Source organism: Rheinheimera sp. 1928-s (assembly GCF_029269265.1).
GTDB lineage: Bacteria > Pseudomonadota > Gammaproteobacteria > Enterobacterales > Alteromonadaceae > Pararheinheimera.
Genome location: NZ_JARIXP010000002.1, coordinates 561,844 through 588,780, shown reverse-complemented (window position 1 = coordinate 588,780; position 26,937 = coordinate 561,844). Strand labels below are relative to the sequence as shown.

Annotated in this window: 24 protein-coding genes and 1 tRNA gene; 16 read left to right on the top strand and 9 right to left on the bottom strand. The window is 47.0% G+C overall.

Going from position 1 to position 26,937, the window contains the following annotated elements; translation table 11 throughout:
* The first annotated feature begins 66 nt into the window (after positions 1 to 66).
* Positions 67 to 1,377 (top strand): DUF3472 domain-containing protein, encoded by a 1,311-nt coding sequence (locus tag P3C17_RS07510; RefSeq protein WP_300928826.1) that lies wholly within the window; start codon positions 67 to 69, stop codon positions 1,375 to 1,377.
* A 45-nt stretch (positions 1,378 to 1,422) separates the two neighbouring features.
* Here P3C17_RS07510 and P3C17_RS07505 read toward each other — a convergent pair whose 3' ends face one another.
* Positions 1,423 to 2,253 carry an alpha/beta hydrolase gene (locus P3C17_RS07505; RefSeq protein ID WP_300928825.1) on the bottom strand — a complete coding sequence of 277 codons (831 nt, stop codon included), beginning with the start codon at positions 2,251 to 2,253 and terminating at the stop codon, positions 1,423 to 1,425.
* Positions 2,254 to 2,566: 313 nt separating this feature from the next.
* Here P3C17_RS07505 and rnk point away from each other — a divergent pair, with 313 nt between their 5' ends.
* The 6 genes from rnk to P3C17_RS07470 all read left to right on the top strand — a co-directional run bounded on the left by rnk (position 2,567) and on the right by P3C17_RS07470 (position 10,814).
* Positions 2,567 to 3,427 (top strand): nucleoside diphosphate kinase regulator, encoded by an 861-nt coding sequence (rnk, locus tag P3C17_RS21245; RefSeq protein ID WP_346015655.1) that lies wholly within the window; start codon positions 2,567 to 2,569, stop codon positions 3,425 to 3,427.
* Between the two features lie 111 nt (positions 3,428 to 3,538).
* Entirely contained in the window at positions 3,539 to 4,567 is a 1,029-nt protein-coding gene (locus tag P3C17_RS07490) for an FAD:protein FMN transferase (protein ID WP_300928824.1), read from the top strand.
* A 90-nt stretch (positions 4,568 to 4,657) separates the two neighbouring features.
* Complete coding sequence (locus tag P3C17_RS07485) at positions 4,658 to 5,059, top strand: hypothetical protein (RefSeq protein ID WP_300928823.1); 402 nt, start codon at positions 4,658 to 4,660, stop codon at positions 5,057 to 5,059.
* Positions 5,060 to 5,118: 59 nt separating this feature from the next.
* Positions 5,119 to 6,432 (top strand): TolC family protein, encoded by a 1,314-nt coding sequence (locus P3C17_RS07480; protein ID WP_300928822.1) that lies wholly within the window; start codon positions 5,119 to 5,121, stop codon positions 6,430 to 6,432.
* Complete coding sequence (locus P3C17_RS07475) at positions 6,429 to 7,685, top strand: efflux RND transporter periplasmic adaptor subunit (RefSeq protein ID WP_300928821.1); 1,257 nt, start codon at positions 6,429 to 6,431, stop codon at positions 7,683 to 7,685. Before P3C17_RS07480 ends, P3C17_RS07475 begins: the two co-directional genes overlap by 4 nt.
* A 9-nt stretch (positions 7,686 to 7,694) precedes the next feature.
* On the top strand, positions 7,695 to 10,814 hold the full coding sequence (locus P3C17_RS07470; protein WP_300928820.1) for a CusA/CzcA family heavy metal efflux RND transporter: 3,120 nt from the start codon (positions 7,695 to 7,697) through the stop codon (positions 10,812 to 10,814).
* A 67-nt stretch (positions 10,815 to 10,881) separates the two neighbouring features.
* On the opposite strand, the gene P3C17_RS07465 is transcribed toward P3C17_RS07470, so the two are convergent.
* On the bottom strand, positions 10,882 to 11,949 hold the full coding sequence (locus tag P3C17_RS07465; RefSeq protein WP_300928819.1) for a pectate lyase: 1,068 nt from the start codon (positions 11,947 to 11,949) through the stop codon (positions 10,882 to 10,884).
* Positions 11,950 to 12,230: 281 nt separating this feature from the next.
* Between P3C17_RS07465 and P3C17_RS07460 the strand changes: the two genes are divergently transcribed.
* A complete protein-coding gene (locus tag P3C17_RS07460) occupies positions 12,231 to 13,583 on the top strand; it encodes a GGDEF domain-containing protein (RefSeq protein ID WP_300928818.1) in 1,353 nt (450 codons plus the stop codon).
* A 51-nt stretch (positions 13,584 to 13,634) separates the two neighbouring features.
* Here the strand turns inward: P3C17_RS07460 and P3C17_RS07455 are convergent, their stop codons facing one another.
* Positions 13,635 to 14,519: a hypothetical protein gene (locus tag P3C17_RS07455; protein ID WP_300928817.1), complete on the bottom strand. Its 885-nt coding sequence runs from the start codon at positions 14,517 to 14,519 to the stop codon at positions 13,635 to 13,637.
* Positions 14,520 to 14,765: 246 nt separating this feature from the next.
* Between P3C17_RS07455 and P3C17_RS07450 the strand changes: the two genes are divergently transcribed.
* Entirely contained in the window at positions 14,766 to 16,289 is a 1,524-nt protein-coding gene (locus tag P3C17_RS07450) for a S41 family peptidase (protein WP_300928816.1), read from the top strand.
* Between the two features lie 231 nt (positions 16,290 to 16,520).
* On the opposite strand, the gene P3C17_RS07445 is transcribed toward P3C17_RS07450, so the two are convergent.
* From P3C17_RS07445 to P3C17_RS07430, 4 genes are all read right to left on the bottom strand, one after another.
* Positions 16,521 to 17,393, bottom strand: coding sequence for a DUF3800 domain-containing protein (locus tag P3C17_RS07445; protein ID WP_300928815.1), 873 nt, complete (start codon positions 17,391 to 17,393; stop codon positions 16,521 to 16,523).
* 201 nt (positions 17,394 to 17,594) lie between these two features.
* Entirely contained in the window at positions 17,595 to 18,080 is a 486-nt protein-coding gene (locus tag P3C17_RS07440; protein ID WP_300928814.1) for an arsinothricin resistance N-acetyltransferase ArsN1 family B, read from the bottom strand.
* A 96-nt stretch (positions 18,081 to 18,176) separates the two neighbouring features.
* Complete coding sequence (locus P3C17_RS07435) at positions 18,177 to 19,283, bottom strand: phosphoribosylaminoimidazolesuccinocarboxamide synthase (protein WP_300928813.1); 1,107 nt, start codon at positions 19,281 to 19,283, stop codon at positions 18,177 to 18,179.
* A gap of 116 nt (positions 19,284 to 19,399) precedes the next feature.
* Positions 19,400 to 19,642 (bottom strand): type II toxin-antitoxin system ParD family antitoxin, encoded by a 243-nt coding sequence (locus tag P3C17_RS07430; protein WP_300928812.1) that lies wholly within the window; start codon positions 19,640 to 19,642, stop codon positions 19,400 to 19,402.
* 415 nt (positions 19,643 to 20,057) lie between these two features.
* On the opposite strand from P3C17_RS07430, the gene P3C17_RS07425 reads away from it, so the two are divergent.
* From P3C17_RS07425 to P3C17_RS07410, 4 genes are all read left to right on the top strand, one after another.
* Positions 20,058 to 20,891, top strand: a complete 834-nt coding sequence (locus P3C17_RS07425; RefSeq protein ID WP_300928811.1) for an alpha/beta hydrolase — start codon at positions 20,058 to 20,060, stop codon at positions 20,889 to 20,891.
* Entirely contained in the window at positions 20,888 to 21,775 is an 888-nt protein-coding gene (locus tag P3C17_RS07420) for a GGDEF domain-containing protein (RefSeq protein WP_300928810.1), read from the top strand. The genes P3C17_RS07425 and P3C17_RS07420 overlap by 4 nt, the downstream gene beginning before the upstream one ends.
* A gap of 143 nt (positions 21,776 to 21,918) precedes the next feature.
* Positions 21,919 to 22,089, top strand: coding sequence for a hypothetical protein (locus P3C17_RS07415; RefSeq protein WP_300928809.1), 171 nt, complete (start codon positions 21,919 to 21,921; stop codon positions 22,087 to 22,089).
* Positions 22,059 to 22,361, top strand: coding sequence for a nuclease-related domain-containing protein (locus P3C17_RS07410; protein WP_300928808.1), 303 nt, complete (start codon positions 22,059 to 22,061; stop codon positions 22,359 to 22,361). The genes P3C17_RS07415 and P3C17_RS07410 overlap by 31 nt, the downstream gene beginning before the upstream one ends.
* Here P3C17_RS07410 and P3C17_RS07405 read toward each other — a convergent pair.
* The gene (locus P3C17_RS07405) at positions 22,331 to 22,771 is read right to left on the bottom strand and encodes a GGDEF domain-containing protein (RefSeq protein WP_300928807.1); all 441 of its coding nucleotides are present in this window, start codon (positions 22,769 to 22,771) and stop codon (positions 22,331 to 22,333) included. The genes P3C17_RS07410 and P3C17_RS07405 overlap by 31 nt on opposite strands.
* A gap of 643 nt (positions 22,772 to 23,414) precedes the next feature.
* On the opposite strand from P3C17_RS07405, the gene P3C17_RS07400 reads away from it, so the two are divergent.
* Positions 23,415 to 24,509 (top strand): alpha/beta hydrolase, encoded by a 1,095-nt coding sequence (locus tag P3C17_RS07400; protein WP_300928806.1) that lies wholly within the window; start codon positions 23,415 to 23,417, stop codon positions 24,507 to 24,509.
* Positions 24,510 to 24,710: 201 nt separating this feature from the next.
* On the top strand, positions 24,711 to 25,796 hold the full coding sequence (gene hemH, locus P3C17_RS07395; RefSeq protein ID WP_300928805.1) for a ferrochelatase: 1,086 nt from the start codon (positions 24,711 to 24,713) through the stop codon (positions 25,794 to 25,796).
* Positions 25,797 to 26,188: 392 nt separating this feature from the next.
* On the opposite strand, the gene P3C17_RS07390 is transcribed toward hemH, so the two are convergent.
* A tRNA-Arg gene (locus P3C17_RS07390) sits at positions 26,189 to 26,265 on the bottom strand.
* 187 nt (positions 26,266 to 26,452) lie between these two features.
* Between P3C17_RS07390 and ybaK the strand changes: the two genes are divergently transcribed.
* Positions 26,453 to 26,929, top strand: coding sequence for a Cys-tRNA(Pro) deacylase (ybaK, locus tag P3C17_RS07385; RefSeq protein WP_300928804.1), 477 nt, complete (start codon positions 26,453 to 26,455; stop codon positions 26,927 to 26,929).
* Positions 26,930 to 26,937 lie beyond the last annotated feature (8 nt).

Below are 26,937 nucleotides of genomic sequence, written 5' to 3'. Positions count from 1 at the left end.
AAACGAGAGGCGGGCGCGGATAAACCGCGCCCCTAGAAAAGCTGGATAACAGTCAAGGATAAACCTATGATGCGATATTTAATGACCCTGCCGGGGCTTATTTTTTTATCAGCCTGTGGCGGCAGTTCGGCGGAACAAGTTGCTGTTGCCACGCCTGTGCAACAACAGCCTTTGCCTTACCAGTTAAGTCTGGCAGCCAACAGCTGGGTTGAAGGGGATGCAGAAGCGACGGGCGCTATAGTGACAGAGCTAGGGATCAGGAACTGGCAACATGCCGATGATGTGTTGGCTGTGTATTTGTATCTGCCGCAAACAGGTGAGCTGGATTTAGCTTTAACAGGGCAGGTGGCGCAAGGTGAATCTAAACTGGAAGTCAGTTTAAATGAGCAACGCCATACTTTGACTTTAACTGGCTCCAGCAGCAAGCAACATGCTGTTGGCCGTTTTCAGGTGACTCAAACTGGTTATCAGAAAATTTTGCTGCGTGGGGTCAGTAGCAGCGGTCAGACTTTTGCTGAATTAACACAATTGAATTTTGGTGGTTCAGCCGCAGCGAACGCCAGTTATATTAAAGATGAGGTGTATTGGGGGCGGCGTGGGCCTTCGGTACATTTAACCTATCAATTGCCTGAAAACAGCACAACACGCTGGTTTTATAGCGAAATGGAAATTCCGTCTGGTAGCGATACCTTAGGCAGTTACTTTATGGCCAATGGTTTTGCCGATGGTTACTTTGGCATTCAGGTGAATTCTGCTACAGAGCGGCGGGTGCTGTTTTCGGTCTGGAGCCCTTATGAAACAGACGACCCAAGCAGTATTCCTGAAGAATTTCAGGTGAAATTACTGCGTAAGGGCGCGCAAGTACAAACCGGGGAGTTTGGTAACGAAGGTTCAGGCGGCCAGAGTTTCCTGCGTTATTTGTGGCAAACCGACACCCGCTACCGCTTTTTGCTCAAAGCCGAACCGCAAAACGACAATCACACTCATTACAGCGCCTGGTTTTATCCGCCAGAGTCTGGTCAATGGCAACTGATCGCCAGTTTTAGTCGGCCAGATACGCAGCGCAACATAGAGCGGCCCCATTCCTTTTTGGAAAACTTTATCCCGGAAACCGGAGATACAGGCCGTAAGGTGTATTTCCCCAGCCAATGGTTTGCTGATGCAGCAGGCAATTGGACGCAAAACCGCAGTGCACGTTTTAGTGTCGATGGCACAGGCGGCAGCGGCAACCGACTGGATTTCAAAGGCGGTGTAACAGAGCAGGGCTTTATGCTGCAAAACTGTGGTTTCTTTAGCGACACCACAGCAGTGGGTACTTCATGGCAATTGCCAGTCAGTCACTCTGTACCACAAATCGATTTTTCGGCTTTGCCTTAACTAAGGAGTCAGAGTGCAAGCTCTGACTCAGGTTTCGCTTCCCTGTTAAATTGGGTCTGCTTTTAAAAACTGGATTAAATCCCGGCTTAAGCGGTCTTTTTCTGTGGCAAATAAGCCATGGGGTGCGCCATCGTATTCAATCAGTTCAGCGTCCGGAATAAAGTTACGGATTAGGCGTGACGAACTTTGAATGGGTACAGTGGCATCTTCGGTACCATGGATCACTAACACAGGTACCTGTATGGCTTCTAAATCTGCCCTGAAGTCAGTGGATGAAAAAGAGTTCAGGCACTGCAAGGCGGAACGTAAACTGCCTTGCATCGCTATGCCTTGCATCCAGTCTAAGTATGCGGAGCTGACCGGGTTGGACAATATACTGACGCCAAAAAACTTCTGAAAAAACGCAGTGTAAAAGTGGGGCCTGTCGGTTTTTAATGCCAAAGCTGTTTGTTCAAAGGTGGCTGCATCCGTGCCGCTTGGATTGTCCGGTGTCAGTAAACGAAAAGGTAAGACGGAGGAAATCAGCGCAATTTTAGTGACTTTTTTACCTTCAAAACGTGACATATAACGTGCTACTTCGCCTCCACCCATAGAAAAGCCAACCAGGGCTACGTCATTTACTGCAGTGTGGTTGATCAGTGCAGCTAAATCGTCGGCCAGCGTATTGTAATCGTAACCATGCCAGGGTTGGGAAGAGCGGCCAAAACCTCGTCTGTCGTAAGCAATCACTCTGTGACCGGCGTTGACCAGAGCTATAGCTTGATCTTCCCAGCTGTCTGAAGACAAAGGCCAGCCATGGATCAAAATTACAGTGCTGCCACTGCCCCAGTCTTTGTAATAAAGCCGCGTATTGTCTTTGGTGGTGAAATAGCTCATGTCGTACTCCGTGTGATGGGCAGATCACAGAGCATGGACTGATTTTAACCACAGATCTGTGGGCTAAGGCACAAAGCAAGCCACGGCTTTGAGTTTTGCCACCAAATGGGATATGGTGTCTGAAGTATTATTCTCTTTCCCATTTCAACAAGACGGAGGTTATTTTGTTCAAAACAGCAATAAAGTCGCCGTCTTATCACGCTGCTTTCTTTACCGTCTTCCATTCTTAAGCCGGCTCCATCTTTATGGGGTCGGCTGAGCTTTAGGCTATCCACAATTTAATGTTTTGACTATGTAAATTCCGGAGTCTGGAATGACTATCTTTATTAAAAAAACATCGGCTAAAACCGATGTTTCGGCGCTATTTTTTATGGCCAGTTCGGCTATTCACCCTTTACCGCCCTGGCAACTACAGCACGTGTTGCAACAGCTGGGCGCTGTTGCGAACCACAAACGCAAAGCTCTGAGCGAAACCGGCATAGTGCCTGGCTGTTCAGTGCGGTTGCTGGATTTGTCTGATCAGACGGAATCCTGGATCACTCTGGTTTACCCACAACAAGCAAAACCAGAACAAGGCTTTATTTCGGTGTTATCCCCTTTAGGCGCGGCTTTATTGGGGAAAAATGTGGGGCAGGTGGCTGAAGTTCAGCTGTTTCGTCGCACTTTGCGTTTTATGTTGTGTGATCTGATGTCAGTCAAACAACCCCCTGCTTTTACTTTTACCCCTTCTGTACAGGAGAAACTTATGAATCAAACTTTACCTGACCCCGCCTTACCTGAATTGCTGTTATCCAGTCTGGATCTGGATCGTTTAGATGCGCTGTTAAGCCGATTGCCACCTACAGATCCAGCCCGTTTAGGACTGGAGCAAGAACTGGAACGAGGCGCTGTGGTAGAACCCGAAGAGATGCCAAAAGATGTGGTCACTATGAACTCCACAGTACGGCTACGATTACTGAAAACAGGCGAAGAACCTTGCCTGACACTGGTGTATCCAAAAGACCTGGATGCGGCAGGCGATAAAGTCTCAGTGCTGGCTCCTGTAGGTTCAGCTTTGCTTGGCTTACGTGAGGGCGATGAAATTCACTGGCCTATGCCTGATGGCGACATTCAACCGATTCAAGTACTGCAACTGCTTTACCAGCCAGAGCGAGCCGGACAATTGCACCGATAAATCAGCGCTGTCGTATGGCGATGGTTAAACCATTGCATCAGTTAAGCGCAGAGCTTTGGCAAGGCGCTCTGTGGGATAATAACCACAGAGCTGTCCTGAAGGAAAAACGATTTGAATACTGCATATTTTTTTGGTCTGAAACGAAATATTTTCGCTTTTGTTGTTGTAGTGACCTTAGCCGCCTGTGCACAACCTGACAGCGAAAAAGTGTTGCTGGAAGGCAAAACTATGGGCACCACCTACCATGTCACCTATATCAGCCAGCCTGGCATGCCGGATCAACAGCAGGTGCAGGCTCAGATTGACCAGGCATTACACGAGGTGAATCAGGTGGCCTCTACTTATATCAAAGATTCTGAGTTGTCCTTGTTTAACAGCAGTGATTCGACAGAGCCGCGTGAAGCTTCAGAAATGCTACGGCTGTTAGTTGCAGAAGGGATCCGACTGGCGCAGCTGACCGATGGTTATCTGGATATTACTGTAGGTCCTTTGGTGAATTTATGGGGTTTTGGCCCCACGCACAGACCCGAAAAAGTACCGGATGATGCCGCCATAGCCCTGGCCAGAACACAAATTGGAGCACAGCATCTGAAGCTGGATGGCAGCAGAGTTTATAAAACCAAGCCACAGCTTTATGTCGACTTATCCACTATTGCCAAAGGTTATGGTGTTGATTTGCTGGCAGAAGTGTTAGAACAGCAAGGCATCAACAACTTTCTGGCTGAAATTGGCGGTGAAATTCGTGTCAAAGGCAGCTCTCTGGAAAACAAAGACTGGACTGTAGGACTGGAAAAACCTGTGGCTGAAGGTCGTGTGTTGCAACGCCTGATCCGGCCTAAAGACAATGCTGTGGCTACCTCGGGCGACTACCGTATTTTCTTTGAAGAGAACAAACAGCGTTATTCGCACTTAATAGATCCTAAAACCGGCAAGCCAGTCACGCACATGATGTTGTCCGCTACAGTGATCCATCCGTCCTGCATGACAGCGGATGGCTTATCAACGGCTTTTATGGTGATGGGTCCGGAACAAGCCTTGGAACTTGCTAATCAACAGCAAATTGCCGCCTTGTTTATTGTTAAAAACCAACAAGGTGAATTTATAGAGCTGTACTCAAAGGCCTTTGAACCCTACCTATAACCTTAAATTGGGGTCAGAACACATTAGTTATGCGTAACTAATGTGTTCTGACCCCTTTTTTATGGCTTGAGCAGTGATAGGCTTAAGGCTATGATGCGAGCAGTTCTTATCGAGGGCTTTATGCCAAAACCTATGCTCCGCTTGCTTGTATTGATGCTGATTATGCTGAATCACGCCGTTTCGGCCTGTGAAAGCATTGTTATGCATTTGCCGCAGGAGGATCATCCTTTTTCTTTATTCGACAATTCCAGTCACAATGAACATCAGCATTGCGCTACGCAAGAAAGTGCCCAACAAAGCGCAGAAGATGCTGCAGGACACGAAGCAGAACATAACGACAACCATCATCCCACTCATGCTCATGTTGCCTGCTATATAGCCGAACTTTATTCTGTATCTGCAGATCCTGTGGTGCACAAAGCATCAGGCTTAGCTCAATATGCGATGATCACCACCAGCTATACCCCCTTAGTACCTCCACCCAACGCTTAAAGTCTTCAGTTAAACATCCGTTTTTTACTTTTATTTAAATGATCTACTGGAGCATAGTTATGACTATGAATTCCGGCCATGCGGCTTCTGTGCTGCTGGCCTTAGTGTTGCTGTGGGCTATGCCTGCTTATGCGACAACACTTACTATTGAAGAAGCGTTAAAGCGCACTTTAGTGCAAAGCCCTGGCTTGCAATTGTACCCCTATCAGCAGCGTATCCATGATGCCGCCGCTATCAGTGCCGGACAACGGCCTAACCCTGAACTGAACCTGGAACTGGCCGATGTGCTGGGCACAGGCGACAGCACGGGCTTTAAAAATGCCGAACTGACCTTAAGCCTGAGTCAATTGATTGAACTGGGTGATAAACGCCAGCAACGGCTTGAGCTGACCCAATGGCAAAGCAAATTAACTGAACAGCAATACCAACTGGATAAAGTGGATGCGCTGGCGGCCACTATGCGCTCTTTTCTGCAGCTGTTGCATCAGCAGGCTTTGCTGCAGTGGACAGAGCAAAAAATGGCGACTGAACAGCAAATGCTTGAAGTGGCTAAACAGCGAGCCAAAGCGGGCAATGTGACAGATGCAGATGTCACCCGATTGGAACTGAAAGTGCTGCAAAGCCGGATGGAGCAAAAAAGTCTGCTGGCTGAAAAGCGGGTTAACCTGCGTCTGTTAGCGAGTCACTGGGCAAGTCAGCCTGATTTTAATGCGGTATCTGGTGATTTAAGCCTGCTTCCCACTTGGCCTGTTTTGGCGGATGTACTGACCCAATTACAACAAGCACCGCAGTTGCAGTGGTGGCTGACGCAAAGCAGGGTGCTGGATAGCCAGTTGCAGTTAGCCAAAGCTTTAGGTCAGGCTGATTTAACCTTGGGGGCTGGTATTCGCCGCAATGAACAAAGCAACGACAATGCCTTTGTACTGCAGGTCAGTATGCCGCTTACCCTGGAAAACCCCAATAGAGGCGCTGTGTTGGCAGGTGAAGCTTTGGCTGAACAAACAAAGCTGCAGCAGCAACAGACTATGCAGCAGCTGCAATTGCAAACAGAGCGTACTTATCTGCAACTGACTCAGCTAAGCGAGCACATCCTTGATTACCAAAAAGCTGTGCTCCCGCTGGCGCAACAACTACTGGATCAGATGTCGGCCGGTTATCAGCAAGGTGTGTTTGATATGACGGACTTACTCTCAGCGCAGCAGGAAATTTTGTCAGCCAAACGTAACGTCATTGACCTGCAATACGCTTTGCATCTGCAACTTTTAGAGCTGGAACGCCTGACCGGTTTACCTATGGTGGTGAAAGGTCCACAAGCCTTAACTCAGCAACGCAACAGGTCCACTCTCCCTTTACAGCAGGAGCTTTCTCAATGAATTTTTTCCGCTTTTTAACCATTTTACTCTTAAGTGTGTGCCTGGGTTTTACTGCTTTGGTTGTAGCTCATGGTGATGACCATAGTGATGATCACGACGAACATGGCTCAGAGCAGGAGCATGCCGAAGCCGCCAAAGGCCCACAGGGTGGTCGTTTACTGACTCAGGATGACTTTGCTGTAGAAGTGACCATCTATGAAACTGAAGTTGAGCCTGAGCTGCGTCTATATGGGTATCAAAACGGCAAAGCCATAAAAGCCAAGGAGCTAAAACTAGAGGTCACTTTGCAGCGGTTGGGTGAAGCTGCAGAAGTGATCAACTTTAGTCCTGAGCTGGATTATTGGCTTGGCGATACAGTCATTCGTGAGCCTCATTCCTTTGAAGTGGAAATAAAGGCCAGTTACCAGGGCAAAAACTATGAATGGCATTATGACTCCTTTGAAGGCCGTATTCAGTTGTCAGAGCGTTCTATTCAAAAAGCCGGTATAGAGCTGGAGCAAACAAAAGCTGGCCAAATTCGTACTCAACTGCATTTATTCGGAGTCGTAGCAGCTATACCAGAGCAGCAGGTGCAGCTTGGTGCTGCTTATGCTGGCTTGGTGCAACAACTGACGGTGAAAGTGGGCGATAAAGTGACGAAAGGCCAGTTAGTGGCAACAGTGCAAAACCCGGCCAGTTTAAAAAGTTACTCTGTTTATGCGCCTGTTTCAGGTGAAGTAACGGCTAAATACGTCAGTGTTGGCAGCAGAGTCTCTGAACAGCCGCTGCTAGAAATCAGTGATTTTTCCTCAGTCTATATCGAAATGTCAGCTTTTCCTTCTGATACAGAAATGCTCAAAGTAGGTGATGGCTTTTTGGTAAAAGACTTACATGGTCATCAATCGGCACTAAGCCAAATCAGTTATATAGCGCCACAAATGACAGGTGGCCATATTGCCCGGGCTCGTGGTGTAGTGGCAAACCCAGACGGGCATTGGCGGCCCGGTATGCATGTCAAAACGGACGTCACGGTCGCCACTATCGATGCGCCTTTAGTGATCAACAAAGCTGCTTTGCAACAGTGGAATGGCAAAACCGTAATTTTTATTCGCCACGGCGACAACTTTGAAATTCGTATGCCGCAATTAGGTCGCGCCGACGATACACAAGTGGAAGTGTTATCCGGTGTGCCGCTGGGTGTGGAATATGCCACAACCCATAGTTTTATCCTCAAAGCCGACCTGATGAAGTCTGGCGCCAGCCATGATCATTAAGGGGTTGTCATGATAAATAATATCCTCAAAACAGCATTGGCAAGGCCAGTGCTGATCATGCTACTGACGCTGTTATTGGCCGCAGCAGGGCTCTGGCAAGCATCGCGTTTACCTGTCGATGCAGTGCCTGATATCACCAATGTGCAGGTGCAAATTAATACAGCTGCAGAAGGTTTTTCTCCACTGGAAACCGAGCAGCGTATTACTTACCCGATAGAAACTGCGATGGCAGGTTTGCCGCAGCTGGAATATACCCGCTCTTTATCCCGTTATGGTTTATCGCAAGTGACAGTGGTATTTACCGAAGGCACTGATATTTATTGGGCCAGACAACAAGTGTCGGAGCGGCTGCAAAATGTCAGAAACGAACTGCCAGCTGATATAGATCCGGAAATGGGGCCTATAGTCTCAGGCCTTGGCGAAATCTTCTCTTACACCGTCAAAGTGGTACCTGACGCCAAAAAAGCCGATGGCTCTGCTTATAACCCAGAAGATTTACGCACTATTCAGGACTGGGTAATACGGCCTCAGCTACTCAAAGTACCGGGTGTCACCGAAATTAATACCATTGGCGGTTATGTTCGCGAATATCAGGTAGCGCCTGATTTGATCAAACTGCTGGCCTTTAAACTGACGCTGGATGATTTGGCGCAAGCTTTGGAGCAAAACAACAGCAATGTAGGCGCTGGTTATATAGAGCGTAATGGTGAGCAGTGGTTGATCCGATCGCCGGGCCAACTGAAATCCTTAGAAGACATCGAAGCACTGGTGATCGCCAAACGTGACGATGGCCCGGTAAGAGTCAAAGATGTCGCCGAGGTGGCGATTGGCAAACAACTTCGTACCGGCGCAGCCACTCAGGATGGTAACGAAGTGGTGCTTGGCACAGTGATGATGCTGGTGGGGCAAAACAGCCGCACTGTCTCGCAGCAAGTGGCGAGCCGTCTTCAGGACATCAACTTACGTTTGCCCCAAGGTGTGCTGGCCGAAGCCAATTACAACAGAACTACCCTGGTGGATAAAACCATCAAAACAGTCGAAACCAATCTGCTGGAAGGTGCTGTGCTGGTGGTAGTGATCCTGTTTTTGTTTTTAGGCAATGTCAGGGCAGCACTCTTAACTGCTTTGGTTATCCCATTAAGTATGCTGTTTGCCATCAGTGGTATGGCGGCCAATAAAATGAGTGGCAACCTGATGAGCTTAGGGGCTATTGATTTTGGCCTGATTGTCGACGGTTCTGTGATAGTGGTGGAAAACTGCTTACGCCAACTGGGTTTAGCTCAGCATCGACAGGGCAGGTTACTGAACTTGAAAGAACGTTCTGCCGTGGTCTTAGCCGCCACCAAAGAAGTGATGACACCCGCTATGTTTGGCGTCTTTATTATTATGCTGGTGTACCTGCCCATTTTTGCCTTAAGCGGTGTAGAAGGCAAAATGTTCCAGCCTATGGCTTTTACTGTAATAGCGGCGTTATTGGGCGCTTTAATTCTGGCCATTACTTTTATTCCAGCCTCTATTGCCTTGTTTGTCAGTGGCAAAATTTCGGAAAAAGAAAATGCCTTAATGCTGGCACTTCGCAAGGCTTATCAACCTTTGCTGGTGCTGTCTATTAAAACACCCATAGTAGTATCGATAGCCGCAGTGCTTCTGATGTCGGCAGCACTTTGGCAAGCCAGTAAAATGGGCTCGGAGTTTTTGCCTCAACTGGATGAAGGCGATATTGCTATGCATGCTTTGCGTATTCCGGGCACCAGCTTAACCCAGTCGGTGTTGATGCAAATGCAATTGGAGGCGGAAGTAGCCACTCTGCCTGAAGTAGACAGGGTATTCTCCAAAATTGGCACGCCGGAAGTTGCCACAGATCCTATGCCGCCTAATGTGGCCGATACTTTTATCATTCTAAAAAACCAGCAGGACTGGCCGAACCCGGATAAAAGCAAAGCCCAGTTTGAAGAGGAACTGCGACAATTAGTGGAGCAAATTCCGGGCAATAAATACGAATTTACCCAGCCGATAGAAATGCGTTTTAACGAACTGATTGCCGGAGTTCGGACCGACGTGGCGGTACGTGTTTATGGTGATGATCTCGACGTGCTGACAGAAGTGGGTGAGCAGGTTGCTGCAGTGCTCGCTGCAGTGCCGGGCGCTGAAGATGCTCGGATGGAACAGGCGGCGGGTTTGCCTTTGCTTTCCATAGAACCTCAGCGCGATCACTTAGCTTTGGTTGGTATGGATGTGGCGCAAATGCAGCAGCTGATCCAAACCGCTATTGGTGGCCGTCAGGTGGGGCTAATGTACGAAGGTGACAAGCGCTTTAAGTTGGTGTTGAGGTTACCGGAAGAGTTGCGACAAGACCCAGCAGCCTTAGCCCGTATTCCAGTCACTTTGCCTGTCGATGACTCGCCTGAGTTGCGTTATGTACCTTTGGGAGAAATAGCCACTATTAAAGAAATCACAGGCCCAAATCAAATTAACAGGGAAAGTGGTAAACGTAATGTGGTGGTGACAGCCAATGTCACAGGCCGGGACTTAGGCAGTTTTATTGCCGAAGTACAGCAGCAAATGAATGCTTTGCCATTGCCAGATGGGTATTGGCTGGATTACGGCGGTACTTTTAAGCAATTGCAGTCAGCGACAGAGCGTTTAAGCATAGTGGTGCCTTTAACGCTGCTGCTGATCATCGGCTTGCTGTATGGCGCATTAAATTCAGTGCGGGATACTTTAGTGGTGTTCAGTGGTGTGCCGCTGGCACTGACAGGCGGAGTATTTGCGTTGCTGCTGCGTGATATGCCACTGTCAATCTCTGCTGCTGTAGGTTTTATTGCCTTATCAGGTATAGCTGTGCTGAATGGCATAGTGCTGGTCAGTTTTATCCGCCAGTTACGGGATCAGGGTTTGGAGCTTTTGGCTGCACTGGAGCAAGGCGCTCTATCGAGATTGAGACCAGTACTGATGACTGCACTTGTGGCCAGCCTGGGTTTTGTTCCTATGGCTTTTAACACAGGCACTGGAGCTGAAATTCAGCGGCCTTTGGCCACTGTAGTGATAGGCGGCATTATTACTTCTACTTTGCTGACCTTGCTGGTGCTACCGGCTTTATATCGGCTGGCCAACTTCAGAAAATCCTAAAATAAAAATGGGGTCAGAACACATTAGTTACGGATAACCAATGTGTTCTGACTTCAATTTAAATCAATTACAGCTTGGTTACGTCGGTTTTGCTGACATTGCAGCTGGCGCTGTTCCAGTATTCTTTATCTTTTACCGATTTACCCTGGCCTTTTTTCACCCCGGTGTAGTGCTCACAAACAGGTGGTTTACCTGCTGCATAATCTTTAATTTTCAGATTGCGGATAGTGGCCACGTCTTTGTAGTTGCTGTTGACACCGGCAATGCTGTCAATTTTTCCATTCACTGTCACACCTGAAATGGTCAGATAACGTGGGCCACCATTATCTGTGCAATCGCCACAAGATCGCCATAATTTGCCGTGTTCGCCGGTCAGGGTGAAGTTACCTGTCAGTACAGTGGTGCTGTTTTTTGAGTTGTGTTGAAATACTTTATCTGGTTTGCCGCCCGGGCCATTGGCACTGTTAAAAGCCATACCGCCTTTCACCGTCATTGTTTTACCGTTGTTGGTGGCGGCATCTTCACAAATGTCTTCCCAGACTACATTTTCAATAGTGCAGTTGCCACTGCTGCAATGAATACCATCTGCGCCACCACTGGCGGAAATACGCAGGTTTTTCACTGTCGCGTTTTTCAGTGTGATCACTGGCTTTTGGCCTTCATTATCATTGGCACAGCTGCTGCCTACAGTCACACCACCACAGTCCACGGTTTCGTTGGTAAAGGTAGCTCCTGCTTTGCAGCGGCTGGAATTGGCTATAGTGGCAAAAGCTTGATAGCTTAATGCAGGTACTGTGGCAGATAAGTTGGACAGATGTTCCTGGCCATCAGCATCAATCACTTTTAACCAATACCAATAGTCCTGATGTGGGTCAAAGTTGTGGTCTTCCGCCACTTGTTGATAGGGGTCTAATACTGAAATACGTTCGGCCTGTTCAAACACACTGCTGGTGCTGCGATAAATTTCCTGTCGGGTCACAGCTGTAACTTCTGTTGACCAGCTAAGGTAGGTTTTGTCGGTTTTTTTGGTCAGCATCAGAGTGGTATTTAACTCAGCTTGTGCTGCTACAGACAGTGACAAAGGCAATAACAAGGCACAAGACAGTACTTTGATCGAGCGGTGTAATAAGTTCATAGAACCTCCGGTTGTTGTGTTCCCGGCCACGGTACATTGTTTGTTAACAATAAATAAACTATTCGCTAACTTAATGCATTAAGTTTCCACTGGTGGAATTTTTTGGTTGAACGGAAATGACTACATTCAGACTGCAACTTGCGCAGCTGAGCTTACTTCATTATCTAAATCAGTAATTTGTCGTTAAGATGTTCAGCAGATAAGCAGATGCTCACTGGCATCACGCGAACAGGCTGGCAGTTTTATCGCCGTCTAAATGCTCCGCTCTAACAGGTTCTTTTATGCAGCAATGGTTTAATGCCTCTTTACAGCGAAAAATCAGTGGTTTACTGGTGGTTCTGCTGTCCTTTTTATTTGTTGTTATTCTCTACTCCATTTTTAAACTCAAACTGATCAGTGCAGAAATGCATGAGGTGGCAGAAATTGATGTGCCCTTGACTGCAATGGTCAGCGAGCTGGAAATGATCCAGTTGAAGCAGCATTTATTCATTGATCAATTTCGTTTAAATGCTAAACAAGCCAGAGTTGAGTTAAAACCAGAACAAGTTTTTGCCGCGCAACGTGAGGCATTGAAGACTCTGCTGGATAAAACTGAGCTGGTGTTGAACAAAAGTTTGCAGCAACATCAGGTTCGTTTTGCAGCRGCTGAGCATCAGCAAATTCTGGTCAGCATCCAACAGTTTCATCAGCAAAGTGACAGCTTTGAGCAACACCTTGAGTCGGCCTTGCAACAAGGGCATACCACAGAGAAACATTGGCTAAAGTTTGAAGAAGAAGCAGCTCTTCTGGACCAAAGCATTATGTCGATTTTGCAGCATATGGAAAAATTAACGCTCGAAGCCAGCCGTTATACCGACAAACATCAAAATGAATTTATGTTGGTGAACACAGGCCTTGGTTTTTGCGCTTTTGTGATTGGCTTGTATCTGACTTTTTATATACTGCAAATTTTTCGTCGCCGTATTGGCCGTATTCAGGCCGAAATTAAAAATGTGCAACAGTCGATAGAGCTTGGTGAACCTATCAGTAGCCCGGTTTTTCATCAGCCTGACCATCAGGATGAGCTGACAGAACTTGAACATGATTTGAAAATGATGGTGCAACGTTTATCTGTGGAAATAAGCAATCGGCAGGAAATAGAGCAGCAACTGCTGGTGCTGGCGACACGGGATAAATTAACAGGCGCGTTTAACAGGCACAAATGGGATGAACAACTGCGTATGGAGCTGAGTCTTGCCGAGCGTGGCGGCCTGTTCAGTATTGCCCTGCTGGACGTGGACTTCTTTAAGAAGGTTAACGACCAATTTGGCCACCACACAGGTGACACAGTATTGCAGGCTTTAACAGAGCATATCAGCCACCGCTTACGTAAAACAGATTCGTTGTTTCGCTTAGGTGGGGAAGAATTTGTCATTTTATTGCCGCAACAAAAAGCCGAAGCCGCATGCCAACTGGCTGAAATGTTAAGACAACATATTGCCAGTCTCGACGAGCAAGGCTTGCCCCAATTCACCATCAGTTTTGGTGTAACAGAATACCAGCAGGGTGATGACAAAGATTCAGTGCTAAAAAGAGCCGATCAGGCCTTGTATCAGGCCAAAGCTATGGGGCGAAACAAAGTACAGTTGGGCTAAAAGCCAGTGTCGGATAACAGGCACTGGCTTTTTAAAGGACGCAGTTAAAACTTACTGCAGATTCAACTGATAAGCCTGCACTGAATTGCCAAAAAAAGTGGGGATAAACAAGGTTTTAGTTGCTGCGTCCCAGCCAATATCTGCGGTATTCAGTTTGGACGTTCTGCTATCCAGCAACTCTTCAATCCGGCCGTCGGCATAGACGTAATACACCACGCCTGCCCAGCAACTGACAATAAAATCGCCATTACCTACAGCTTCCACACCATCGGCTCTTTCGGCAAAACCAACAGCAACCTGTACAGGGGTTTTGTCCTTAGCTGTCAAATCAGTTCTCAGCAACTTATCACCAGCTGCAATATACAGCTGCTCAGCCACTACTGTTAAGCCATTGGCCGCTGCTACATTGTCCAGAAAAACGCTGATGTTGTTTTGTTCCAGCTTATAAACACGGTTCAGGCGGGTATCGGAAATATACACCACACCTTTGCTGTCTACTGTGACATCATTTAAAAACACTGCATCTGGTGCTTTGATTTTGTTCAGTATTTTGGCAGATGCTATATCTACCACCACTACTTCGGTTAAGTCAGCAATATAAAGTTTACCCTGATACAAAGCCAAACCTTTAGGCGCATTCAGGCCACGTAACCAATCTTTGTCACGAATGCTGCCGTCCGTATTTAACAGAGCCACACCACCCACGCCATCGGCTTCATTACCTTTGCCATCAATTTCCGAGACAAATAACAGGTGGTCGGTTTTGCCATTGTTTTGCTGCTGATGCCAAAGCACAGACTCAGGCACACGCAGGCCATCGGTTTGCCACAAAGCCTGTAAAGTTGGCGTGGTGGTGACCGCTTCTTCAGCGACCACTATCGGACTGATCAGCATTGGCACTGTGAGGCTCAGTAAAAAAGGCAACAAAGTTTTCATCGGTAGGGTCCTGTATTCACAAATTCGGCTCTACCTTACCCAGAGCGTAGAAAAAAAGCGAATTTGCGATGGTGCAACAGAAGGAAAGTCCGGGCTTGTTTCAGATATGAAACTTTTGTCACACTCAGAAAGTGCATGGCATTTCGTTTTCACCAGCCTGTTATCCACTACTGAGTCACAGTTCAATCTTGAGTTGTTCTTGTTCTTCAGTTAATCTTTTTTCTTTATTTAACAATAAGGTAACTTATGAGACGCGCTATTAAAACTCGGGTGTCCAGGCTGACAGCTGTGGCTTTGTTGTGTGCTTTGCCTTCTGTTCTGCTCGCCAGCGAACAACAAGCCCCGGTGTTGCCTGCTACGGCGCAGGGCTGGGCTGAGCTTGCCCGTCAGGATATTGAAGCGGCGTATCAAATCACGGCAGAAAATCATCCGGGCATGGCAGACAAGCAAAACCCTGGTTTTCAACAACAGTTATTGCAAGCCAAAACCAATGCGCTTTTATTGGTCACACAAGTGACTGATGCCTATGGCTACGAAGCTGTGATTGAACGTTTCAGCACCAGTTTGCAAGACGGTCATGCCGGAGCCTATGCTCAATTACCCGATTCGGTACCTGCCATCAGACGCTGGCCTGGTTTTAATACAGTCTGGCGCGGCGATGCGTTATGGGTGTATTACAGCGAACAAGCTGGTGTGACAGCAGGAATGCAAGTGCTGTCTTGCGACGGCAAAGCGGTAGAAAGCCTGATCAAAGACAGAGTTTTTGCCTTTGCAGGGCAGGCAAATCAGCCAGGGCACTGGTGGTCCTTTGGCAGCAGGCTGATGCTGGATGATGGTAATCCATTTAACCCGCCATTAAAGCAATGTCAGTTGGTAAAACCCGGTGCTGAAGCTGTTGCTGTTACATTGAACTGGCAACCCCGGCCTGAATCGGCCATGCAGCACGTCAAGGCTGCTTATAACGGCGATAAATTACCTGTTGGCTTAAGTTGGCAGCAGAAGGATATCGCCTGGATTGCCATGCCTACTTTTAGCCCTGAAGCTGATGACATTAAGCTGTATGAAAGCTTGTTCAGCAGCCTTGAGCAGCAGCGGCCACGCTTGCTTGAGGCTAAAGCCATAGTACTGGATTTGCGCCACAATCAGGGTGGCTCCTCGTACTGGAGTGTTCAGGTTGCCAATGCTTTATGGGGCGAAAAGCGGGTTGAATCTCTGCGTAATGCCTTGTTTAGCAACACCGAAGTCTGGTGGTTTGCATCCCCAGGTAATACAGCCTATGTAAAATCTTTATACGATGTACTCAAAACTCAGGGTCAAACCGATATGTTGCCCTGGATCCAGGCTGTAGGGTCGGGCATGCAAAAGTCGCTGGACTCGGGCAAAGCTTTTTACGTTGAAGGGGATGACTCTGAAGCTGATGCAGCATCAGCCCAGCCAGAGGCAACGCAGGAGCTGCAACCGCTGCAGGCACCTGTATATGTCATTATGCCGGGTCAATGTGCCAGTGCTTGTCTGGATGCAGTAGATGTATTTACCTTGTTTGAAAATACTAAACTGGCAGGTGCCACCAGTAGTGCCGATTCCACTTATATGGATGTAAGGTTCCAGATACTGCCATCAGGTTTAGGTCAGGTGATTATTCCAAACAAAGTTTATGTCAACAGACCAAGAGCCAATGGCCAGTATTACACTCCAGCCTTAGCCCATAACGAGCTGGATTGGTCGACACAAGCGCTGTTGGAGAAAGTGTTGTCGGATCTTAAAGACTGATATTTTTGTCAACTGAGCAACAACTTTAAGCAAACAGGCTGGTTACTCATGATATTTGATTTGGAAACTGGTTATGTCAGGTCCGTTCAGCTTTGGAGCTTTTGCTTATCCTGCATCCATCAGGTAGTTGCTTAATTATGCTGTTAACAGTTGAAATGAAATAGTGCTGTCACTATACTCACTACCAAGTGGATTGGGGGTGCCCGGTCGGCGTTGTAGCCTCGGTGAGTTTCATCGGGGCTTTTCGCTTTCTTGCTCTGGATAAATTTTCATGCCGATACCCTCAAAATTCTGACCCAGTCTTCTCCTGCCTCCGTCACAGTAGAATTTTTTCATTAATACGTCAAAAGCACGGTTTTCCTGTTGTGGTCTTACTGTTTTCAGACCTATAGGTCGAGCGACCAGATCGGCCAATTGTAAACCCGACGACATGGCTTTTTTGTCCGCAAACAGTACTTCGAAAGGAAGTGGGATCCCAAGCCGGTTATTGCCATCGCTAATACGCCTGAATTCCAGCTCCAGCTCTCTGTCTTCTTTATTCCCTCTGCATTCGACGACGATAAAAGTCTTTTTCTGTTGCTGGCCTTTTTCCTGGAGGAATTCGTGTAAAGTCTCCATGCAGAAACCAAGGGCTGTATGATAAGGATTAGATTCTAAATCGGCTTGTTTTTTCAAAGCCCGTTTGTCTATGGTGCAGCTTATGAGAATAAAGTTACTAAATTCAATAATATGAGTTAACTCATTTAGAAACTGAATTTTATCTTCTTTACTACGGAAAATATTAAAAGCGCCTTTTTCCTTACGAATTTCGTTTTCGTGTAACACGACTTGATCATGGCCAAAGTGGTTAAATTTGAACTTCTCCAGTGCCGGGACTATTGCTTCGCTATAATGTCTTTTGTGAAAAATGCAAAAAGCTAATACGAAGACAGGGTAGTTTTCATCAATACTTTGCAAGCTGTGATCGCCACTTTCATCTACATAGACGATATATTTGCTAAAGAGCGAATCAGGTTTGTCGGAGTTGTCAGCCTGTGCTGCCTCCGGATAATACTCTTCGGTTTCAAACAGTGGGAGTTGCCTGTCTGCATCTTTTGCTTTCATGCTTGTAACCCTGCATTGTTTCCAGCCCTTGATTATTCGGTATTATTTTGATTTGAGTCTGGCTAGGCTGAGTGCTATTTCAGTGATGAGTTTTGAATGTTGAGCATAGTTGAAGAAATTAAAGGGGCAGGGGTATTTCATTTTTCCTCATGTTCGGAATAAAACTGTGCAATCAAAAGACCGCCTCTTGCTACAAAAAAGTTAAAGCAACTTTTGCCAGTAGCCCACATCCTGCCACTGCTCAAATTTAAAACCCACTTGTTGAAAGTGGCCGCATTTCTCAAAGCCAAACTTCTCATGCAGCGCTACGCTTTTTTCATTAGGTAAAGTGATGCCACCTATCACCAGGTGCAAACCCAGAGCTTTCAGTTCATCTAAGAGCTGCTGATACAACTGACTACCTATGCCTTTGGCTATAACCCTCTCTTTGACATACACAGTGCTTTCCACCGAAAAGCGATAAGCCGAACGCACCCGCCATTTTGTGGCATAGGCATAGCCCAGCAGTTCGTCGTTTTGTTCCAACACCAACCATGGCAAGCCATCAGCTTTTACTTGCCCAATGCGCTCCGCCATCTGTTCAGTAGCCACAGCCTGCTCTTCAAAAGTAACGCTGGTATTCAGTACATAGTGGTTATAAATGGCTGCAATAGCTGCTGCATCTGCTGTAGTTGCCTGACGGATCATGTTGTATCTCCAATAAATACAAGATTTTGCGTGCTTCAGATACAAGAATGCCAGTCATAGGACTGGCATTGCAAGATGGCATTTGTACTTAAAAGCTTATTCCGCTATCAAACCATAATCGCGGCTTAACACCTCGATAATTTCAGCTTTAGGGTTGGCTGCTAATTCAATTTTACGGCCAGTTACTTTTTCCGCTATGCCAAGGTAAGTGCGGGAAATATCCATCATTACGTCAGTTGGCAAAGCATTGTCGCGGGCTAAAGCGGCGCGCTCTGGCATACGGTCTTTGTTCAGCAAAATATCCGGATCAGGGAAGTTGCTCAGCAGCCACTGGCGGAAGCCTTCTTTCGATTGCTCTACTATGCTGCCATTGCGCCAGCTGGCGCCATCCCAAATACGTGAGCTGTCTGGTGTGCCCACTTCGTCCATATAAATCAGTTTGCTGCAGCCATTAGCATCGTTGACATAACCAAATTCAAATTTGGTATCAACAAACATCTGATCCAGCGCAGCTAAAGCGTCGCTTATCACGCCAAAACCTTGTTTTAACAGGGTTTCGTACAGGCTGATGTCGGATAACTGTTCAAAACCAAAGGCTGCGCTATGACGTTCAATATCGGCGCGGGAAATGTTTACATCATCCGCTTCAGGCACACCGGCTAAGCCAGTCAGAATACCTTTGGTAGACGGAGTAATTAAAATCTCCGGCAGTTTTTGATCTTTTTGCAGGCCTTCAGGCAGGGTAATACCACAGAATTCACGTTCGCCTTTGCTGTAAGCACGCCACATAGAGCCGGTAATGTACTGGCGGGCTATGGCTTCAATTTTCAGCGGACGGGCTTTTTGCACTATCCACACCAGCGGGTGCGGAATATCCAGAATATGACTATCGGCCAGGCCATGTTGTTTAAACAAGGCAAACCAATGATTCGAAATTGCGTTTAATGCCGCGCCTTTGCCAGGCACACCATTTAAGCCATTTTCGCCATGCCAGATGCAGTCAAAAGCGGAGATGCGGTCGCTGATCACCATAATGGCCAGCGGCGTGTCTGGTGCTACAGGGTAATTTTTTTCCCGGATCAACCGCTCGCTGTCAGCGGCAGTCAGCCAGTACACACTGCGAACTTTGCCTGAATGAACAGGTAAATCTGTACGAATAGGCAAGTCGTCATTGACCGCCAGGACCTGAGTTGCAAGAGTCATCTTCACTTCTTCTGTGGCTGAAAAAAGGCGCGGTGGAGTTTAACAGAAAGTATGGGTGAACTGAATCGGTCTGGTGGAATATGGCTGGCATAGTTGGCCGTGAAATTTTCAATAGCTCAGGCGCTGTATTTTTGTTTCACCATAGAGGCAATGTCTTGCAAACTAAGCTCACTTTCTCCGCTGTTTTCACCAGCTTCAACAGTATTTCTAAGGGCTATTAGCTTATTTTCCTGTTGTTGCAATAAGCGCAAAGCGGCTTGAATAACATCATTGGTTGAGGCGTATCGGCCTGATTCAATTAGTTTGCCAATAAATTCATCGAACTGAGGCTCTAAGCTTATGCGGATTGTTTTAGTCATTTAAAAAGCCTGTGTTGACAGATATCACTAGCCTAGTGCTGTGAGGTATTGGTTGCAATTGATAGTGTATGAATAAACAGAATAGAGCAGTTTGAGAAGTCAAAATAACTGCGTTCGTGGTTATTCCGCCATTTTTTGTTGGGGTAGACAGCACACTTACACGAACGCATAAATAACCAGGCGTTACAGTGTTAACACCAGATTCAGCACTAGAGATCAAGGCATTGAAAGGCCCTGCCACGTAAAAACAAGATCAGCCGAAAACAGGGACTCGCGAGACAAATTACTGTTTTATATCTTTTTTTTATCACACTAAAGGAGTAATTTGTCTGGCTTATGCTATGACTGTATTTGTACGACTGTTGTCCCTGAGCAGTTAAATTCCGGTTTAAGCCTGCACTACATGGAGTTTTTTATGCCTGTCAATGAAGACATTATCCGCAGAAACAATATCAACATAACAGGCTCTGGCCAGCAGGTGATGCTGATGGCACATGGTTTTGGTTGCAATCAGCTGATGTGGCGTTTCCTTACTCCAGAGCTAAGCAGTCAATACAAAATAGTGTTGTTTGATTATGTCGGGTCGGGCGGCTCCAACCTTGCCGCTTATTCCAGGCAAAAGTATGCCGATCTGGAAGGTTATGCCCAGGACATCATCGACATTTGCACCAGGCTGGATTTACAGAACGTGGTGCTGGTTGGCCATTCTGTCAGCAGTATCATCAGTTTGATTGCAGCACAGCAAATTCCGCAGCGAATTCACAGCCTGGTGATGGTGTGCCCATCGCCTTGCTTTTTAAATCATCCGCCGGATTATCTGGGTGGCTTTGAACGCGAAGATTTAACTGAACTAATTGATTTAATGGATAAAAACTACATCGGCTGGGCTCAGTATCTGGCGCCGCTGGTGGCGGGCAACACAGATACAAATTTTGTCAGTGCTGAACTTACCGAAAGCTTCTGTAGCACCAACCCTATTACAGCCAAAAACTTCGCCAAAGCTACCTTTTTCTCGGACTACCGCTCTTTGTTGCCACTGAATAATCACCCTGTATTGCTGCTGCAAAGCCAAACCGACGCTCTGGCTTCGTTGTTTATTGGTGAATACATGCATAAACACACCCCAAAAAGTGATTTGCAGGTGGTGCAGGCCAAAGGCCATTGCTTGCATATGACGCATCCACAACAAGTGGCTGGCCATATTCAACACTTTATGCAGTCCTTACAGCCAGGTGAAAGCACAGTATGACGGCTGAATTTGCTCTGGACGATTTCCCCACTGGTTTAGTGGTGACCACCCTTGAAGATCGTGAAATCCTGTTCGCTAATCAGTATTTTTATCAGGTCAGCCAACAAGAGCCACAAAGCTGCGCCCGTATTGGTCTGGTATTTACTGCCGCGTCCAAAATTGTCATCGAAAGTTTTGTCATGCCTATGCTGCTGCATCAGGGGTACTGCGCAGAAATCCAGTTAACCCTTGAAACCAAAGCCGCAGAGCGTGTGCCTGTACTGGTGAATGCCCGTATTGTGGATGACGGCAACCGGCTAATTTATTGGGTGATTAGCACAGCACAACAGCGCGATACCTTGTATCAGGAACTGGTGAACCTGCGTAACGATTTAGAGCTAAGGGCCGAGAAGCTGGAAGTGTTGTCGCAAACTGATGAACTGACAGGCTTACTGAACCGCAGAGCTTTTGTCTCCAGAGCCACAACGCTGATCAAACAAGCGCTGCGGCATAAACTACCCTACTCATTTTTTATGATAGACATAGACCACTTTAAGCACATCAACGACCAGCACGGCCACGATGTAGGCGATGAAGTGTTACATAAATTGGGGCAGCTGCTGGCAAACAACAGCAGAGAAAACGATGTGCTGGCCCGTATTGGCGGCGAAGAATTCGCCATCATCACGCTAAATCAAAGCAGCGAATCCCCCATCCAATTCGCCGAAAAATTGCTGTCGATGATCCGGGCTGAAAAAATACAAGGTATTGATATTAGTGTAAGTTTAGGCCTGGCTATCTCAGCAAAAGCCAGTTTTGAGCAGCTGTACAAAGGCGCAGATATTCTGCTGTACGAAGCAAAACATCAAGGCCGCGACAGACTGGTGTGGCGGGATATTGATTGATCAATGCCGCTGTTTTAGTCTTCAACGTTTTCTTTGTTGCGTGGAAAAAATAGCAGGAACGAGTTAGGCAGGCATTAGGAATTGAAATTTTTACGTTTCTGTTATAGGTTCTAAGCAAATCATGGCAGTAGTGGTAAATCAGGATGATTGTAAAAGACAAACTGCAAAAAGCCGCCGTTGGCGTGCGTCAGAAAGCTGGAGATCAGCAAGAACAGGATGTGGCTTTTTACCTGCGTCGTGCTTTTAAAGACGAACACAGGGTGAAGGTGTTTCATGACTACAGTTGTGTTACGACGGCGAATTCGCCCAGATAGATCACCTTATTGTCTATACCTTCGGTTTTATTGTCATTGAATCCAAAAGTATTAGAGGCGAAGTGCAGGTTAATGCTCAGGCTGAATGGTCTCGCGGCTATCGCCAACAATGGCAGGGTATGCCATCTCCTATCAAACAAGCCGAGCTGAAACTTAGAGTATTGCAGGAAGTGCTAACTCATAATGCTACAAAGATGCTTGGCCGTGTTTTGGGTATCCAACAAGGTTTAGGTGGCCGTTGTTACCATGTGCTTTGTGCTATATCGCCATAAGCGTCATTAATAGGTTTGAAATTGTCCAGGTCAATAAAAGCGACAGCGAGCTTATTTTCTGACGCAGCCAGTTTATTAAATTCCAGCTCTGCATGTTTCCGGTTGTAAAGGCCAGTTAAGGGGTCGAGGGTAGCTATTCGTTTAATTTCTAGCTGTGAGCGTTTTGATTGCTGGTTTTCGTTCCATAGTTCGCGTAGCAGCGAATGGAAATCTCTTGCTATATACCAGGCTGTAAAGCCTGTAATAGCAATAAAAATATTCATTGCAACAACAGAGATAACCCGAACTTGTGGTGTTGGTTCAGGCCAAATACCCCAAAGAATAAGCAACAAGAGCCCAGTGCAATACAGACTGATAAAAACTAATAAACCACTAAAGATAAGTCTGGATGAAAACAGTGCTGCATACATCAGGACCAGCGCGTAACAAATAACCAGAGGGCCGTACACTGTGTTATTGATAGTGATCAAGGCACTAATAAGAAAGGTGGTTAGCCAGAGAAAGCAGTTAACCGCTAAATTGATTTTCTGTTTTGAGAATACCAGCCAGAATATTCCACACATAGCTAAGGCTGCAGTGAGCAGAATTAACTGAGACTTGGGGCCAGAGAGCACAGCTCCCAGCACGCAACTAAAAAAGTAAACTCAGAGTACCTGAATAAAGCGACGCCGTTGCTGGTGACTGGACTTCTCTGGCTCATACCTCATTGTGCGTCCTTGCACCTAAAGTGATAAAACTAAACTGAAGTGGCAGACTAGCGAAATTATCTACCCGGCTCTACCTTGCCAGCACAATCTGTATAACTTTGAAGATCAGCACTGGAGCCAGCTGCTTTATGGTATAGCTGCACCATTTATAGCACTTCGTTAGCTAGATAGTCTGAATTGTTTTTTATTCTGGTCTGATTTTGTTGGCTTTTTATCTCTATTTTAAGGATCTTAATCGATTTACCTCTATGGTAATTATATGTCAGTCGTTGCTCGGCAGAGGCACGAGTTGAGAAACCTGACACAGGTTGGGTTGCAGCATTGTATTTTGGGAAAAGGAGTGGTTATGGATCAGAACTATCTTGGCAGCAGTTACAAAAAGCTGGCTACGCTGGCTTTGTTAAGCCTCTGCGTATTTGCTGCCGTGGATGCTCAGGCAGGATCGGACGCTGAGCATGCGCCATCTAAGACAGTAAAACCTACGGCACTTCAGTTGTTGCATGCAGACTACAGGACAGAGCTAACAGAAGTTTCCCAGTTAATTACCAAGATTGGTTTTGAGCATATTACTGCGGATAATTATAAAAAAGTGCGGATGGATGAGGCCGCCAAAGTGCAGCCACCATTAGCTTCGCCTGCGGTTTATAAGAAAACTATAACAGGCTCTGCAGGTCAGCCAGATGTTGGGATCTATGTGATTAATGCCAAAGCTGCGGATACAAAACCTGCGATACTTTATATGCATGGTGGTGGTTTTGTTTTAGGAAGCCCTGCACTTTATTTGCCTGGTATTCAGCAGTTAGCACAGCGACATAATTGCACCATAGTGATGGTGGAATACCGTCTGGCTCCAGAAACCCAATTTCCGGGAGCGCTTGAAGACAATTATGCCGCCTTAAAGTACATCTATCAGAATGCCTCCGAGCTTGGTATAGATAAAACCAAGATTGTTATTATGGGGCACAGCGCTGGCGGTGGGCATGCAGCTATGTTAGCTATAGCTGCACGTGACAGGGCAGAAATACCTATTAAGCATCAGGTTCTTATTTTTCCCATGCTGGATGACCGTACCGGCAGCAGTCGCAAGGTACCTGAACAGATCGGAAAGCTGTTGTGGACTGCTGTTTCAAATGAATTCGGCTGGTCGGCTTTATTAGGGCAAAAGGCCGGAATGCCGCAAGTACCTTATGGTTCAGTACCTGCCAGAGTTGAGGATTTATCCAACTTACCACCCACAGATATCATAGTCGGCGCAATCGACCTTTTTGTGGAGGAAGATATAGAGTATGCAAAAAGACTGATACAGCATGGTGTGCCCACTGAGTTGCATGTGTTACCCGGTATGTTCCATGCTTCTGAAGCCATTTATCCGGACGCTGATATCTCAAAACGCTTTAGTGCATTAGAAAACAGTGCTGTAGAGCGAGCGCTGCGTAACTGATCATAGCTGCGTAGTAAGCGGTTAGCCCTGGATGCTTTATGGATGTTTTTCTGCTTACAGCTAAAGAGCATCCTACTGATTTGCATCCAAGCTTAACCGTGTTCTGCTGCAAAGATTGTTTAAAGCCTTGGGTCAGGTAAACTGTTTAGGCCAAATTAGCGTAAGCTACCTTCACTTAGCCAGAAGAGTAATAAATCTGCGATGCGTTATATCAACACACCCAATTACGACCACAAGCAAAACGACAAAATCGGCATTTTACTGACCAATTTAGGCACACCCGATGAGCCAACGCCTAAAGCGCTGAAGCGTTATTTGAAGCAGTTTTTATCAGACCCAAGAGTGGTGGAAGTGCCGCGTTTATTGTGGTGGCTGATTTTAAATTGCGTGATATTGCAATTCCGGCCGCGCCGCTCGGCCAAAGCTTATGCGACGGTTTTTACCGACCAGGGCTCACCACTATTGTTTAATACGCAGGCGCAAAGTGATGCTATTGCCGCTCAGTTGCAGCAGCAAGGCCTGCAGAATGTGGTGGTTGATTTTGCCATGCGGTATGGCAATCCAAGTTTTGAGACTGTGCTGGATAAAATGTTCGCTCAGGGTGTGCGTAAGTTATTGGTTTTGCCTTTGTATCCACAATATTCGGGCTCGACTTCTGCTTCAACCTTCGATGAGCTGGCTGCTAATTTTATGCGTCGGCGCTGGTTGCCGGATTTACGTTTTATCTCGCATTATCCAGACTACGCGCCTTTTATTCGCGCCGCTGCTGAGAAAATTCGCCAGCACTGGCAACAACATGGTCAGGCCGATAAACTGATGTTGTCTTACCATGGCATTCCAAAACGTTATTTACTCAATGGCGACCCCTATCACTGTGAATGCTACAAAACCTCGCGTTTAATCGCAGAAGAGTTGGGGCTGACTAAAGATCAGTACCTCACCACTTTCCAATCCCGTTTTGGCCGCGAAGAATGGTTAAAACCTTACACTGACGAAACCTTAAAAGCGTTGCCAACCCAGGGCGTCAAAAGCGTTCAGGTGTTTTGCCCTGGCTTTGCCGCCGACTGCCTGGAAACCATCGAAGAAATTGGCGAAGAAAATAAAGAGTATTTCTTACATGCTGGTGGCGAACGCTACGAATACATCACAGCACTGAACGCCGAACCTGCGCATATCGACGCTTTGTGTCAGTTGATCACCGAAAACTTGCAAGGCTGGCAAGTGGCTGCGGATCCAGAGCGAGCTGTGAGGGCTGAGGCTTTGCGGGTGGAGAAGTATCCGGGGTAGGGCAAGCGGATTGTTAAAACGGCAGAAGGGATTGAATGCCAAACATAAGAAAACCACCTTGCGGTGGTTTTCTTATGTTTGGTGCACCCGACAGGAGTGCTCACCCCATCCCTGGGGTTCGCCTGCTTCGCAGGCCAGCTAAAGCTGTCCAAAAACGTTCCAGACGTTTTTGTGACTCGGTACATCCATGTACCTCGCCCTGTCGGGCGTCGCTTCGCTCCGTCCCAAACGGCTATCCTGCATGCTACTCGTATCATCCTGATACTCGCCCTGACGGGCCAGCGGAGCTGTTCCAGTTTGCTCCCGGCAAACTGGTGGTCGAACTGCGCGTTCAAATCGGACAGGGTGCCAAAAACACAAAAACCACCTAAAAAGGTGGTTTTGATGTTTTGTGGTGCACCCGCCGCGATTCGAACGCGGGACCTTCGCCTCCGGAGGGCGACGCTCTATCCAGCTGAGCTACGGGTGCGCAACGGCGGCCATTTTATGGGGCTTTGTGGTTATTGTCCAGCCAGCATTTGGCCTAATTCTGCTGCAGGGGTTTAACGGCACAAAAATTAACCAATAGTATGAGTTGCGGTGAAAAAGCGCTGGTTGTTTATGGTGGCTTTTCGTAGATTAATGAATGAACTATCAGGAATATACCGGAGGAATTGATGACTCCCGCTGTTTTACTGCTGAAAAAACTCAAAGTGCCGCATCAAGTATTGGAATACCAGCACGACCCTCACGTTGAATCTTATGGTCTGGAAGCTGCAACTAAACTGGGTTTAGCTCCGGCTCACGTCTTTAAAACTTTGGTGGCGGCTTTGGATGGCAAAGAGCTGGTCACCGCCATAGTGCCTGTGGATCAGCTGCTGAATATGAAACAGCTGGCCAAAGCTGCTGGTGCAAAAAAGGCTGCTATGGCAGCGGCTGCTGATGTCGAGCGTAGTAGTGGTTATGTGCTGGGTGGTGTTAGTCCGCTTGGGCAAAAAAAGCTGTTACGGACTTTTATTGATCAGTCGGCTGCGGCTTTTGAAACTATTTATGTCAGCGCTGGTAAAAGAGGGCTGGAGATAGGGTTGAAGCCTGCAGATCTGCAGGCTTGCCTGAAAGCGAAGCTGGTAAGTTTATGTCAACACGAAGGTTAAGAGTTAAC